General features: G+C 40.2%; 12 protein-coding genes and 1 pseudogene. 7 read left to right on the forward strand and 6 right to left on the reverse strand.

The annotated features are described in order from the left end of the window. From L0657_RS20600 to L0657_RS20615, 4 genes and pseudogenes are all read left to right on the forward strand, one after another. Nucleotides 1-110 (forward strand): annotated as a pseudogene (locus tag L0657_RS20600) (IS982 family transposase); the annotation flags it as partial. A 115-nt stretch (nucleotides 111-225) separates the two neighbouring features. Continuing rightward, complete coding sequence (locus L0657_RS20605; protein WP_235152657.1) at nucleotides 226-822, forward strand: GDSL-type esterase/lipase family protein; 597 nt, start codon at nucleotides 226-228, stop codon at nucleotides 820-822. Between the two features lie 27 nt (nucleotides 823-849). Then, nucleotides 850-1,575, forward strand: coding sequence for an esterase family protein (locus tag L0657_RS20610; RefSeq protein ID WP_235152658.1), 726 nt, complete (start codon nucleotides 850-852; stop codon nucleotides 1,573-1,575). Between the two features lie 136 nt (nucleotides 1,576-1,711). Next, a complete protein-coding gene (locus L0657_RS20615) occupies nucleotides 1,712-3,532 on the forward strand; it encodes a M61 family metallopeptidase (RefSeq protein ID WP_235152659.1) in 1,821 nt (606 codons plus the stop codon). On the opposite strand, the gene L0657_RS20620 is transcribed toward L0657_RS20615, so the two are convergent. The 6 genes from L0657_RS20620 to L0657_RS20645 form a co-directional block, all read right to left on the reverse strand. Next, on the reverse strand, nucleotides 3,529-3,897 hold the full coding sequence (locus tag L0657_RS20620) for a DUF1801 domain-containing protein (protein WP_235152660.1): 369 nt from the start codon (nucleotides 3,895-3,897) through the stop codon (nucleotides 3,529-3,531). The two genes, L0657_RS20615 and L0657_RS20620, sit on opposite strands and share 4 nt — an antisense overlap. Further along, the gene (locus L0657_RS20625) at nucleotides 3,898-5,469 is read right to left on the reverse strand and encodes a serine hydrolase (RefSeq protein ID WP_235152661.1); all 1,572 of its coding nucleotides are present in this window, start codon (nucleotides 5,467-5,469) and stop codon (nucleotides 3,898-3,900) included. Between the two features lie 81 nt (nucleotides 5,470-5,550). Continuing rightward, nucleotides 5,551-5,961: a hypothetical protein gene (locus L0657_RS20630; protein WP_235152662.1), complete on the reverse strand. Its 411-nt coding sequence runs from the start codon at nucleotides 5,959-5,961 to the stop codon at nucleotides 5,551-5,553. Between the two features lie 179 nt (nucleotides 5,962-6,140). Next, on the reverse strand, nucleotides 6,141-6,764 hold the full coding sequence (locus tag L0657_RS20635; RefSeq protein ID WP_235152663.1) for a DUF6134 family protein: 624 nt from the start codon (nucleotides 6,762-6,764) through the stop codon (nucleotides 6,141-6,143). Nucleotides 6,765-7,024: 260 nt separating this feature from the next. Then, nucleotides 7,025-9,028 (reverse strand): heavy metal translocating P-type ATPase, encoded by a 2,004-nt coding sequence (locus L0657_RS20640; RefSeq protein ID WP_235152664.1) that lies wholly within the window; start codon nucleotides 9,026-9,028, stop codon nucleotides 7,025-7,027. A gap of 257 nt (nucleotides 9,029-9,285) precedes the next feature. After that, nucleotides 9,286-10,728 carry a PLP-dependent aminotransferase family protein gene (locus tag L0657_RS20645; protein ID WP_235152665.1) on the reverse strand — a complete coding sequence of 481 codons (1,443 nt, stop codon included), beginning with the start codon at nucleotides 10,726-10,728 and terminating at the stop codon, nucleotides 9,286-9,288. 129 nt (nucleotides 10,729-10,857) lie between these two features. On the opposite strand from L0657_RS20645, the gene L0657_RS20650 reads away from it, so the two are divergent. From L0657_RS20650 to L0657_RS20660, 3 genes are all read left to right on the forward strand, one after another. Then, the gene (locus tag L0657_RS20650) at nucleotides 10,858-11,760 is read left to right on the forward strand and encodes a DMT family transporter (RefSeq protein WP_235152666.1); all 903 of its coding nucleotides are present in this window, start codon (nucleotides 10,858-10,860) and stop codon (nucleotides 11,758-11,760) included. Between the two features lie 11 nt (nucleotides 11,761-11,771). Further along, nucleotides 11,772-12,230 (forward strand): DUF1572 family protein, encoded by a 459-nt coding sequence (locus L0657_RS20655; RefSeq protein ID WP_235152667.1) that lies wholly within the window; start codon nucleotides 11,772-11,774, stop codon nucleotides 12,228-12,230. Between the two features lie 92 nt (nucleotides 12,231-12,322). Continuing rightward, a complete protein-coding gene (locus tag L0657_RS20660; RefSeq protein WP_235152668.1) occupies nucleotides 12,323-13,714 on the forward strand; it encodes a pyridoxal-dependent decarboxylase in 1,392 nt (463 codons plus the stop codon).

Below are 13,714 nucleotides of genomic sequence, written 5' to 3' on the forward strand. Positions count from 1 at the left end.
GTTTTAAAACGAGAATTTTGGCTAAAATAACAGCTCTAACCTCGATTCAATACATCAACAAATTCGTGTATCAAAGAAATATCAACAATATTAAAATTCAGATTACATAATTTCACCCAACGAGTTATATTTTGTAATAATGACATAAACTTAACCGGGAGTTAACATCATTCCTATACCTTTGGTAAGAGTGGTATACAGTCAGTAAAAATAGTTTAGAAATTTATGCTTTGGTACGAAGAGGAAGTTTTAAGAGTTGAAAAAGTTTTATCGAATTTAGAGTATTTGCCTGAAACTGTTTTTTATGGTAGCTCGACATTTACATTATGGGAAAATTTATATACTGATTTTGAAGAATTAAAGCCGGTTAATCTGGGTTTCGGCGGGTCAACGATCGCCGCGTGTGCGTGGTTTTTTGATCGCATTTTTGCTCCGGTGACATCCATAAAATCTATACTTATCTATGCCGGAGACAATGATCTCGGCGATGGAAGACAGCCGGAAGAAGTCTGCCTTTTTTATCGTCAGCTAATTTTCAGTATCAGAGAAAAATTTGGGAATATTCCGTGCACGTTCATTTCGATAAAACCAAGTTTGCAACGCTGGAATATTATTGAGCAAATAAAATCAGCAAACACGCTTATTAAAGCGGTGACCGAAGAAGACGAATTTCAACATTATATTGATATTTTTCCGGAAACCCTGAATGCAGAAGGGTTTCCCAAAAAAGCGCTTTTTGAGGATGATGGATTGCATTTGAGTAAAGAAGGATATGCGGTTTGGAAGGAAGTGATTACGAAAAATATTAGCCAGCTTAATTAAATATTAATCAACAATTTTGGGGGTAAAATGGAAAGAGCATACCATAAGTGGTTCAGCAAGATGCTTGAAAGGGATATGGAGCTTTTGGTTTTTGGCCATATGGGAGAGCCGGTAATTTTTTTTCCGACCAGAGGGGCGCGTTTTTATGACTTTGAAAATTGGAGGATAATCGAGGCCATGCGCGAAAAAATCGAAGCTGGCAAAGTGCAGATTTATTGCGTAGATAGCATTGATAATGAAAGTTTTTACTCAGATGCTGAGCCGGAACAACGAATTTTACGTCATGGTCAATATGAAAAATATATTCTGAAAGAGGTGATTCCCTTTATTAGAAAACAAAACAAAGACAAGAGGCTGGTCTCTGCGGGATGTAGTTTAGGGGGGTATCACGCGGTGAATATTGCTTTCCGACATCCGAAACTTTTTACAAAGGTAGTAGGTATGAGTGCGCGTTATGACCTGACTATTTCACTCCCGTTTTTTGACGACTTGTTCGACGGATATTTCAATGACACAATTTATTACAACATGCCAACCCGTTTTATTGCCATGTTATCAGACAAACGGATTGTCAGGCAGATAAAGAAAATGGAGATCATCCTGGTGATAGGCCTGGAAGATCACTTCCTGGAAAATAATCGTGAATTGAGTAATGCTTTAAAAAATCTTCAAATCCCGCATCAGTTTTACGAATGGAATGAAGAGGCGCACCGTCCGCGATATTGGCGACAAATGGTCCAGCTCTATATATAGATTTAACAAATCGGATTTTTTGCAGAAATTAAAACGGTTTCGGATAATCATTAAATCTTCCTCGTTCTTCGATACTTGTTTCAAACTTCTTTTTTTCGATCTTCGGGTTATTCTTACAATTAAATAAGCCCGAAAAATGATCCGGTATCTAAGTTCTGCCTTTCTTTTTTTTACAATTTTTACTGTTTCTGCTCAAAAAATAAAGTACGACGTATCGTTTCCAAACATTGTCCATCACGAAGCAGTTATTGAAGTGACAGTTTCCGGTGTTTCGCAAAAACAATTGACATTCCGCATGAGCAGGTCTTCACCCGGACGTTATGCCACGCATGAGTTTGGGAAAAATGTTTATGACGTCACTGCCTTTGACAAGTCTGGAAAAGTTTTACCGGTAACGCGCATTGACGGCGACGTATACCAGGTAAGTACGCCTGGCGGTTTTGCAAAAGTACGCTACACATTATATGCCAACCATCCTGACGGAACATACGCGGGTATCGATCAAAATAGCATCCAGTTAAACAATCCTGCGACTTTTATGTGGGTGAAGGAGTTGCAAAATGCTCCGATAGATGTGAATTTCAAATTACCAAACGGAAAAGACTGGACGATTGCCACGCAATTAAAACCTACTGAGAAAACTAATATTTTTACCGCGCCGGATCTTCAATATTTCATGGATTCTCCCGTCAAGATTGGAAAATTATTTGTAAAAAAATGGTCGCTGAAAAATCCGGATAGCAAAAATCTTGATTTCAGACTTGCGCTTGAAATTGATTCTGATGATGCCGGGGCGACTGCGTTTGCTGATAAAATTAAAAAAATCATAGAAGAAAGCGAGGCAGTTTTTGGTGAGTTTCCTTCATTCGATTATGGACAGTACACATTTCTCGCGAGTATCAATCCGTATGTAAAAGGTGACGGAATGGAACATCGCAACAGTACGATGATAGCTTTGCCTGTAAAGTTTGATGGTTCGGACAACCTGTTGGGCGTTTTTGCACATGAATTCTTTCATGCCTGGAATGTCGAACGCATCCGTCCAAAAAGTTTGGAACCGTTTAACTATGAGAAAAGTAATATGAGCCGTGAGCTTTGGTTTGCGGAAGGTTTTACACAATATTATGGCGAACTGCTTTTGAAACGCGCTGGCTTTAGAAATCTGGATGATATGGCGGGAACGTTCAGTGCTTTAACTAATACCAAAGAAAATACACCAGGCGCGAAAAGACTTTCGCCGGCTGACGCAAGTTGTATGGCAGTATTTGTGGATGCTGGTGTCGCCGTTGACAAAACCAATTATCCAAACACTTATACTTCCTATTATCCATACGGCGCATCGATAGCGATGGCGCTTGATCTGGAATTGCTCAGCCGTAACTTATCGCTGGATCAGTTCATGAAGGCAGTATGGTTGAAATTTGGAAAAACTGAAAAGCCTTACGTGATATCGGATTTGGAGGAAGTTTTGGAAACAGTGACAGGAGACAAAGTTTTTGCAGCAAACTTTTTCAAAAAATATGTGTTGGGACATGAGTCTTTTGACTATGCGCCATTGTTCAAGAAAGGAGGTATGACTTTTAAAAAGGAATTTGAGGGACAAGCCTGGATTGGCAATATTCGCTTCAAGGAGAAATCGGAATTGGTAGTCGCTGCGAACACCATCGTCAACACGCCCCTGTATGATGCGGGCGTTGATATCGACGACCAGATTTTAAAGTTGGATGGGAAATCTGTAAAATCGGATGACGACATTAAAACAATCTTGTCTTCACACCGGCTTGGGGACGAAATCAGTATAGAATTTGTTCACCGTGATGCAACGAAGATGGGCATGATGAAATTGATCGAAAACCCCAGACTTGTGGTGCTGCCGAATGAAAAGCTAAATCTGCCTGTGACAGAAGAAATGCTTTCGTTCCGCAAAAAATGGCTGGATAGCAAAGTGAAAAATTAACTTTTCACTTTCACAATCCCACTGGTATATAGTAATAATGCAGCATCCAGAATATCATGAATTGCGGCAATTGGAAGATCCTCGTTCGGATCGAATTTTATAATTTTCATTCTGGATCGATCATCCTGGACAAGTCCAGGGTAATCGATCCTTTTTCCTTCCACGATCCCCAAATAGGGAAAGTTGGTTTTTTTATCAATCCAGAGGTAACAAAACATTTTTCCGTTAAAGCAGAAAAACGGCATCCTATATTTCCACGCTTCGGTGATATCTGAATTTCTATCCAGAATAATCTGCCGCAGCGCTGAAAGGCAGCTTTTCACCGGTTCGTCCTTTTGCAGGTAATAGTTATCCGTCTCTTTCATTTATTTTACAATTTCCTTCACGTCCAATTGCTGAACAAGCGCAGGATTTTCTGGCGTAAGCGTAAAGAATATTTCCACAGTTCCTTTTTCGCCTTCTATATTAAACTTACCACGTAATTGATTTTCCGGAATCAGGTCACTTACGTTTTTGATCTTGCCAATTTTAGCAAATATTTGCTGGCTGCTTGTTTGTCTGATTGCGACCGATTTGTCCGGAAAAAAATTTACGGCAAAAATCTTCGAATGTTCAGCACCCGTCCAATCTGGTAAAAGTTTAAGAAGCTCTTCTTTTCGTTGTTTCAAAATAGGAGAGACGGGTAACTGCCGCGGTTTTAAGCCTGCAATAGAAATCAGCGTGTCCATGACCGCGAAGTTAACCGTATTCATACTTGCATAAGTAAGGTTTCCATTCGCGATAACGCCGATGCCATACTCAGGCATAATCCACCATTGGCTCCCAAAACCAGGCAAACCGCCAGTATGACCTGCAAACAATTTGTTATCACAATCTCTGCTGATTCTTAGACCATAACCATAACTGCTCACCATGGCACAAGTACGACCGTCAGGATACTTGAACTTTGTATTTAAATTATTGAATGCCCAAGGCTGCTGCATTTCACGGACGGAGCTACGTTTTACAGGTCCGGTTTCTTTATCATTTTTCGGAGGCCAGGCAGCCAGATGAAACGCCATGTATTTTCCGAAATCTTCGATGGATGTAATAATTCCTCCCATTGCACCATACGTCCCATCATGCAGCAATTCTTCTTCTTTCCATTTCTCATCTTCCCAGCGGTATCCATGGGCGAGCAAATCTGCCGGGGCTTTTGTATATTCCCAAACAGTGCTGTTCATTCCGAGCGGTTTGAAGATATTTTCGGTGATGTATTGCTGATAAGAGATACCGGTAATGTTCCCGATAATTTTCCCCAGCATCGCGAAACCAAGATTACTGTATTCATACTGGACACCGGGCACGTTGGAGTTTGAAAGATGTTTTTGAAACAGTTGGAGCAACTGCTCATCTTTTGTGTCCAACTGCCGATCACCCCAGGGATTATCTTCCGGAAATCCTGCCGTATGCGTCATAAGATTCCTGATCGTAATTGCAGGAGAATCTGCTGTCAACAATGGCATTGACTTTAATTCCGGGATGTATAAATATGCCGGATCGTCTAATCGAAGTTTTCCTTCGTCACGTAATTTAAGAATTGCCATGGTGGTAACACTTTTGCTCATCGACGCGATACGGAAAAGCGATTTTCCTGATGCTTTTGTTTTTTTATCAAGGTCGGTATAGCCATACCCGTCAGCATAGATAACCTGATCGTCAACAACCAAACCGAAAGCTAATCCTGGAAAATTATTTTTTTTAGCGTAATCCTTATACAGTTTCTCTACAACCGGAATTGCTGCTTTAATCTTTTCGAGCCGGGCCTTGTCTTTAAAAACTGGTGGTTCGTATGATTGTGAATGAGTTGAAGTTGAAGCTTTTTCTTTGACCTGCGCCTGCTGGGCCTGGGCGCCGTAAACAATTAGGAAAGATAAAGGGAGCGTAAACCTTTTCATGAAGTAGTAATTGAGTGAAAATTTATTTGTGAAGGTAACAGAATCCACAATCTGTGCTATCCGTTACCTTACAAAATTTCCTCAATTAGCAGCTACGTCATCCTTTTGAAGAGACATGAAAATCTGATTTCCTTCCGGATCAAGACTGATTTCGTAAGTGTATTTTCCATTTTCCAAACGATTCAAGCCGGCATAATCGATTGGCTCAATGATGTAAGGTTCGCCGTTAATTTGCAATTTTACGAAACTGTATGGGTAGGCAAAATTAAAAGTTTTGTATTCAGACAATTGACTGTCAGGCAGGTTACCGAAATTGTTAATTCCGCCACTGGTATTTACTTCAATATTCTGAAAGGGTAGCAAACTGGCATTTTTAATTCTAATCTGCACCTCATTATTCGCTTCAACGTCGCTGTCCATGGCCTTCTCCCTCGAACAACTGAAATGTAGGAAAGCCATCAAGGCAATCGTGCATAATAATAGTTTCTTCATAACGATCGGTTGGTTTACAGTTCATTTAAAAATATCATTCCCGATACATCAGGAAAATTGACATTTTTGTGGAGTCATTGCGAAGGATAACGTAACAAAATACTCATTTGTTTTCAAAAACTTGTATTAATTCCGGACAAAATGAGATATTTTACCCTAACCTTTTGGTTTAAAACATTTTAAATTTTCAGTTTAAAAACAAAGTCACCATACCCGGATTCGATCTCCACGCGCTGTAAAATTCCTGACTGATATGTGTATGTCATAACATCACCATCAGGAAGTGTGGTTTTGTAAACCGATGCGGCAATTTGTTTAAACTTCAAAAAAGTTAAAAAAGTCTCTGAGAAAATTTCTGTTTTTTGAATCGGTTCGTTAAAATATAACCAGGTTACCGTTGCAGGAATGTTGCTCTTCAACTTAATGATGTCGTCTTTATCCTTTTTCAGCTCGTAGTGATTCTGGTTGAAATGCGTAGTACTCGTCAATTTTTTCTTTTTATTCACAAACCTTTGAACCTGAGCTTCTTTTAGGTGTGAATTAGAAAATAGATTTGTGATATTCGACTGAATATGAAATGATAGGAGCATCTGAATATTCATTTCGCTGATTGTCGAATACATCTGTCCCTGAGGCTGCGTCTGGGATGTCGCTTTCAATGAGCCAACCTCTTTTCCGCGCCAAATAACAGAATAATTTCTATGCTGCTGTCCATAACTATTTGAGGCAGCAAGAAATAGTAAGATGACGCAAACCTGTTTAATCGCGTTTTGAATATATGTTTGTTTATTTCTTCCCTTCATACCGCTGATAATTGGATGCTGATGTTATTTGACTACGTCGAGTAATGATTATATAGATCAGTTGCAATTAGTATGCCAACTATAAAATCAGCAAGACCGGATCATAGCAAAATTAAAAATCTGGTTTCTAATTTAATAAAATTTTGAGCGAACGGGAAAGCCAGTAGTGTACTTTTAGAGCAGATGATTTTTATGATAAAAGAGGAGTATGATTGTAAAATCAAACTCCTCTTTTGCATCAATAGAACCTTATGATTTCTTTACAAGCTTTTTCCCTGAATTCTGAAAGCGTTGAGAATAGCTAGTAGTGCCACGCCCACATCTGCAAAAACAGCTTCCCAAAGGGTTGAAATTCCTCCGGCACCAAGCGCCATCACAAGAATTTTGACGCCCATAGCAAGTGCGATATTCTGATAAACAACAGATTTAGTAATTTTCCCAACTTTAATTGCCGAAACGATTTTAGACGGTTGGTCATTTTGAATCACGATATCGGCAGTTTCAATTGCGGCATCTGAGCCTAAACCGCCCATTGCGATTCCCACATCTGCGAGGGCAATTACCGGCGCATCATTTACACCATCACCTACGAAAGCTATTCTTTTTCCCTGATCTTTCAATTCCTGAACGATCCTGACCTTATCTTCCGGCAGCAAATCGCCATAACTTTTTTCTATCGCCAGCTCTTTTGCAATGCTGGAAGTTACCGCTTGCTTGTCCCCGGAAAGCATAATTGTTTCAATGCCAATCGCTTTCAGTTCTTTGATCGCCTGGGCCGAATCTTCTTTTATTTCGTCAGCAATTGTCAGATATCCTGCATAAGCGTTGTCGACAGCTGTTATCACAATCGTTTCGACAATTTTTTCAAGTTCAACAGGATAATTTACTGAAAATTTCTGCATCAGCTTTGTGTTTCCGCAAAGCACTATATTTTCCTCAATTTGTCCTTTAAGTCCAAGCCCGACAAATTCCTCCACATCAATCGATTTAGCCAGATTGACATTTCCAGCATATTGAACAACTGCTTTTGCAACCGGATGAGTCGAATACTGTTCAAGAGACGCCGACAAGTTCAGAAATCTCTTAGGCTCAATAACGGTTTCAACTTTCTGTACTTTGAAAACACCTTTCGTTAGCGTTCCTGTTTTATCTGAAACCAGCGTGTCAATTCCGGTTACAACGTCAAGAAAATTGGAACCCTTGACAAGGATACCATTTCTGGAAGCCAAGCCAATTCCACCAAAATAACCAAGTGGAATTGATATGGTCAATGCACAGGGACAGGCAATGACAAGAAAAACCATCCCGCGGTATAACCACTGCTGAAACTCGTAATTTTGAACAAAAAAATACGGAACAAGAATGATTAGTAGGGCAAGACCAAAAACAATGGGTGTATAAATTTTAGCTAATTTACTGACCAGCAATTGTGTAGGTGCTTTTCTCGCCGTCGCGTCCTGAACCATTTCAAGTATGCGCGAAAGTTTTGAATCTTTGAATAAGGCATTGACTTCGATCTCAACGGCCTTTTCAGCGTTGATCATACCAGCAAAAATACTTTCACTTTTTGTCTTTGTGCTTGGCTTTGACTCGCCAGTCAAAGCAGCTGTATTGAAAACGCCCGAGTCAGAAATCAGAATTCCGTCTAGCGCAACTTTTTCACCGGGTTTGACCAGGATTTTTTCTCCCGGTTTGACTTCCAGCGGAGACATAATCAGATTCTGATCATTTCTAATAACAGTCACAGCATCCGGCCGGATGTCGAGAAGTGCCTTGATCGAACGTTTGGATCTGCTTACTGCCAGGTCCTGGATTAATTCTCCAATTTCGTAAAAAATCATTACGGCAACGCCTTCACTGAATTCGCCAATGTAAAAGGCGCCAAATGTTGCGATGGTCATCAGGGAAAATTCGTTGAAAAAATCTCCGCGTCCAACTTTTTTGAACGCTCTAATGACCGTTTTGTATCCTGCCAGCAAATAGGCGGATAGCATCAGCCCGATTTCGAAGTATCTGTTGACTTCAATATGTAAAATAAAGGTAGTAACCAGAAATGCAGCCAGGATGGCTAAGCTTAGCCAAAGTGTCCATCTGCTGAGTAAAAGACTTGCGTTTTCATCTCCTCCGTGATCATGGTCGTGGTCATGATCATCGTGATCGTGACCACTATGGTCGTGCGCTTGATGATTATGGTTTGATGTCTTTTCTGCACCGCAGCAGTCATCTTCAAGGTGTATATGTTTGGTGCTGGTTTCCTCTTTCATGCAATAGAATTAAAAACTGATTCTGCGGCTTATTCAGTTTGGTTTTTTGATTAACTAACGTTGCGATTGAACTTAGCACAAAGGTAACCAGATATAGCGTGCAACAGGGTTACATGTGCTGAAAATCAGATAGTTGCACTATTGTTGCATGCTTATTTCGTCTAAGAATATTATGTAAAAAATTAATTCAGAGGCATTTATATTTACTCAGGAGAAAATTATGGTCGTTAAAATTTTCTTCTTGTTTAGGAATATTTTCAGAATCGGCTTAAAGACTCAACGAGTTTGCCAAGTTTTTTCAGACTTTTATCAATGGAATCACTGTATGGCGCGCCAAAACTTATTCGTATATAATTAGTGAACCGGGCATCTGTGCTAAATATTTGTCCTGGCGCGACGCTGATATTTTCCTTTAAAGCTTTTTCAAATAATTCAAAGGCGTTCACATGAGGGTTCATTTCAATCCATAATACATAACCTCCCTGCGGACGACTTACTTTTGTGTCCTTTGGAAAATAATCAGAGATCGCCTGCGTGTAACGCAAACATTGGGTATGAAGCGATTTTCTCATTTTTCGCATGTGCAGATCATACCTTCCCGTTTCAAAAAATAATCCTACGGCTGCCTGTGTTGGCGTTGCGGACGAGACGGTACTGTTGAGTTTTATGCTGATTATTTTATCCATAAACTTTCCCGGAATGCACCAACCGACACGATAACCAGGTGCTATGGTTTTTGAAATTGAAGAGCATAACATCACCATTCCTTCCTTATCATAACTTTTGCAGGTTTTCGGGCGGGTTTTTCCAAAATACATTTCTCCGTAAATATCATCTTCAATTAACGGGATCTTATGTGTCGCCAGAAGTTCTACCAATTGTTTTTTTCGATGGTCGGGCATCAGCCCACCCGAAGGATTCCCAAAGTTGGGGACAAAAAGACAAGCTTTCACTGTGTTGCTTTGCAAAGCGGATTCAAGGTATTCAATATTTACACCGGTTTCGGCATCTATCGGAATTTCCAGAACCTTCAATCCCAGACTGATCATGACGTTAAAAATCCCGAAATAGGTCGGGCTTTCCATAGCAACTGTGTCGCCGGGTTGCGTGACTGCTTTGAGGCAAAAACCAAGTGCTTCCATGCAGCCCTGGGAAGTTACGACATCGTCCGGGGTGATATTTCCGTTCCAGTTGAAGGCATATTTCGCGATCTGTTTTCTGAGAGTTAGATTTCCCTGAACGTCTTCATATGCGGTACAGCTATGTGGACTTCGGCGAATTGCTTCCATCATGGCCTTGTTCAGCTTTGCTTCCGGAATCAGCTCACTTGAAGGCGTAGCTGTTGCCAACTTCACGATCCCATCTTTACTGATCGTTTTGTATACAATTCTCAACATTTCTTCAACATCCACTTTCACCAAACCCGAAGCAGGTTTTGGTAATTCTGGGGTATTTAAAAACTGCGATGGGCTGAAACGCACAAAATATCCGGACTTCGGCCGTGCTTCGATAAAACCTTTATTTTCCAACTCGATATAGGCTTTATAGGCAGTGCTGATACTAATACCCTGTTCTTTGCTCAGTGCCCGAAGCGACATTAATTTGTCGCCCGTTTTGAGTATGTTTTTTTCTATCTGATTTTCAAAACGTTCCGCAACCGCTGAATAAAGAAAATCTTCTTTGACGATCGTATCATGCATATTTGTCTTTCGATTTTTATAACAAAATTTTTTATCTGTTATGCTGCTAATTTAAAAAAGTGAATCTGTTTTGAGAAATATTAATGTGGAATTTTTGCAAAATCATTTATTGACCATATCGACTTTAATATGAAGCCCAACTTCAAGGCCTATGCCGCTCTCGTATTAGTTTGCTTTTTTTGGGGCACTACTTACCTCGTAGCCAGAATTGGTGTTGCAGGTTTTCCAGCATTTATGTTTATGGGCATCCGTAACACAATCGCTGGATGTTTATTACTGGCATTTTTATTTATATCCGGAAATGAAAAGCAATGGGACTGGCGCAACGCCCGATTGCAGGTAATTCCGGGATTGTGCATGATCACATTCGGAACGGGAATTGTAGGTTGGGCGGTAAAATATATTCCCAGCAGTCTTGCCGCACTGATCTGTTCACTCATTCCGATTTTTACAATTATTCTCAATCTTACACTCACGAAAAATGAAAAAGTAAACTGGCAGATTCTGGCAGGTATGTTGCTGGGATTCATCGGTGTGGTCCTGACTTTTGGTGATAACCTTGAATTTGTTCACGACAAGGACGGGCTCAAAGGCATCCTCGTGGCACTTTTTTCTTGCGTTTCCTGGTGTTTTGGCGGGTTATATACTCAGAAATATAAATCAGATTCAAGTTCATTTTTTAACGCAGGCGTTCAGATGTTGACAGGCGGTATCGGTTTATTTACTTTGAGCATATTAAATGAGGATTGGAACAATATCCCGGCCATGAACAATACCTCTCTGCTCGCTTTGCTTTATCTGATCTGTTTTGGGTCGATCCTTGCTTTTGGAGCGTATCTGTACGCAATGTCCAAACTTCCGGCAGGACTTGTTTCCGTGTATGCCTACGTCAATCCGCTCGTTGCAATCTTACTCGGTTTTATGATTTTACAGGAAAAGCTTACTTGGTATACTGTTGTTGCTTTTGCAATTACCATGAGCGGAGTTTTCCTCGTAAAATCAGGTTACGGCCTTCAACAACGTAAATTGTAAATATTTATAAAATGGAATTACAAGAATATATAATCCTCTACAAACGCGACCTGAATCGTTTGAAGAAAGAAATATCCGCTTATGCCACGGAAGAATTACTTTGGGTGAAATTGCCCGGGACCATCAATTCCGGTGGTAATATCTGTCAGCACCTTATCGGCAATTTAAGAACTTACATAGGTTTGCAGATAGGAGGATTTTCTTACATCAGAGACCGTGAAGCAGAATTTGATTTGCGACTTTTCACAAAAGAACAGCTGCTATTGGAAATCGATTTTCTGCTTGAAATTATTCCGGAATCAATTCTTAAAATGAATGAGAAAATGATGTCAGACGAGTATCCACATGACGTCGTCGAGATCAACAGCCAGCAGAGTTATGCTTTCATATTAACGCATTTGTATCAGCATCTGGCCTGGCACACCGGACAAATCAATTATCACAGAAGAATTGTTAATCATGAAATATAAGTTGAACTAGGAAGCATGAGTGACTGGAAGATTTTCCACGGTAGGCTGTTGAAAAGGCGAGAAAATTTAAATTGGAAGTAAAAAAGGTTGAAATGAATAACGTAATTAAAAAAGATCTGGAAAATTATTCACAGATTCTGGATGAAATTAAAAAATACAGCACGGAATATCTGGCTAGAATTGATAAGGTCAAGACTTCGCATACAGACCAAGATGTCGATCTTGAACCACTCGGAAAAGCTGGTTTGGGTACATCTAGAACACTTGAATATTTTAATGAAAAGTTTCGAAAACTGATTGTTTCGAGCGCTGGTCCGCGTTACTGGGGATATGTTGTAGGAGGGGTTACCCCGGCCGCGCTGGCTGGTGACTGGCTGACATCTGTTTTTGATCAAAATACACAAACTACACAGGGTCATGGCGATATTTCAGCAATTCTTGAAAAACAAACCATTCGCCTGATTACAGAATTGTTTGAGCTTCCGGATATATTTAATGGCGGTTTCGTTTCCGGTGCAACGATGTCAAATTTTACAGGACTCGCAGTGGGCAGACAATGGGCCGGTGCGCAGATAGGAAAGGATATTGCGAGGGAAGGAATGACTAATGAAATTATTGTCTTAGCAGCAACGCCTCATTCTTCAGTGATTAAATCGCTGTCGATGCTGGGTTTCGGCAGTAATAATGTTATCAAAGTTGATACACTTCCAGGCCGTGAAGCGATAGATCTGTACATTCTTGAACAGAAATTAATCGAATATAGTGGGAAACCAATTATTGTCATTTGCAGTGCCGGAACTGTGAATACCGTCGATTTTGACAACCTGAGCGCAATTGAAAACCTTAAAGAAAAATACAATTTCTGGATGCATGTGGATGCGGCTTTCGGCGGTTTTGCAGCATGTTCAGCCGATTATAAACATTTGATAAAAGGTTGGGAACACGCGGATAGTATTACCATCGATTGCCATAAATGGATGAATGTGCCCTATGATAGTGCCGTTTTTCTGACGCGAAAGGAGCATTCTAAATTGCAAGTGCAGACTTTCCAGAATTCCAATGCTCCTTATCTGGGAGATCCCTTGGAAAATTTTTCGTATCTGAATTTTCTGCCCGAGAACTCACGCAGATTTAGAGCCCTGCCTGCCTGGTTTAGTTTGGTTGCGTATGGTAAGGAAGGTTTTTGTTCAATTGTCGAAAATAGTATTGATTGTGCGAAATTTTTTGGTGCCTGTCTCGATGCTCATGAATCATTCGAATTGACGGCACCTGTCCGCCTGAATGTGGTGTGTTTTAGATTAAAGGAGAAGGAAAAAACCTCACTGTTTTTGGATGTTCTGAACAAAACGGGGGAAGTATTTATGACGCCAACCGTTTTACATAACGAATTATGTATCAGAGCTGCGTTTGTTAATTACCTGACAACGAGAGAAGATGTAAGCACTGTTATAGAAGAAATGACAAAGGTGTTGGAAGTTTTGTAA

Source organism: Dyadobacter sp. CY345, assembly GCF_021502725.1.
Taxonomy (GTDB): domain Bacteria; phylum Bacteroidota; class Bacteroidia; order Cytophagales; family Spirosomataceae; genus Dyadobacter.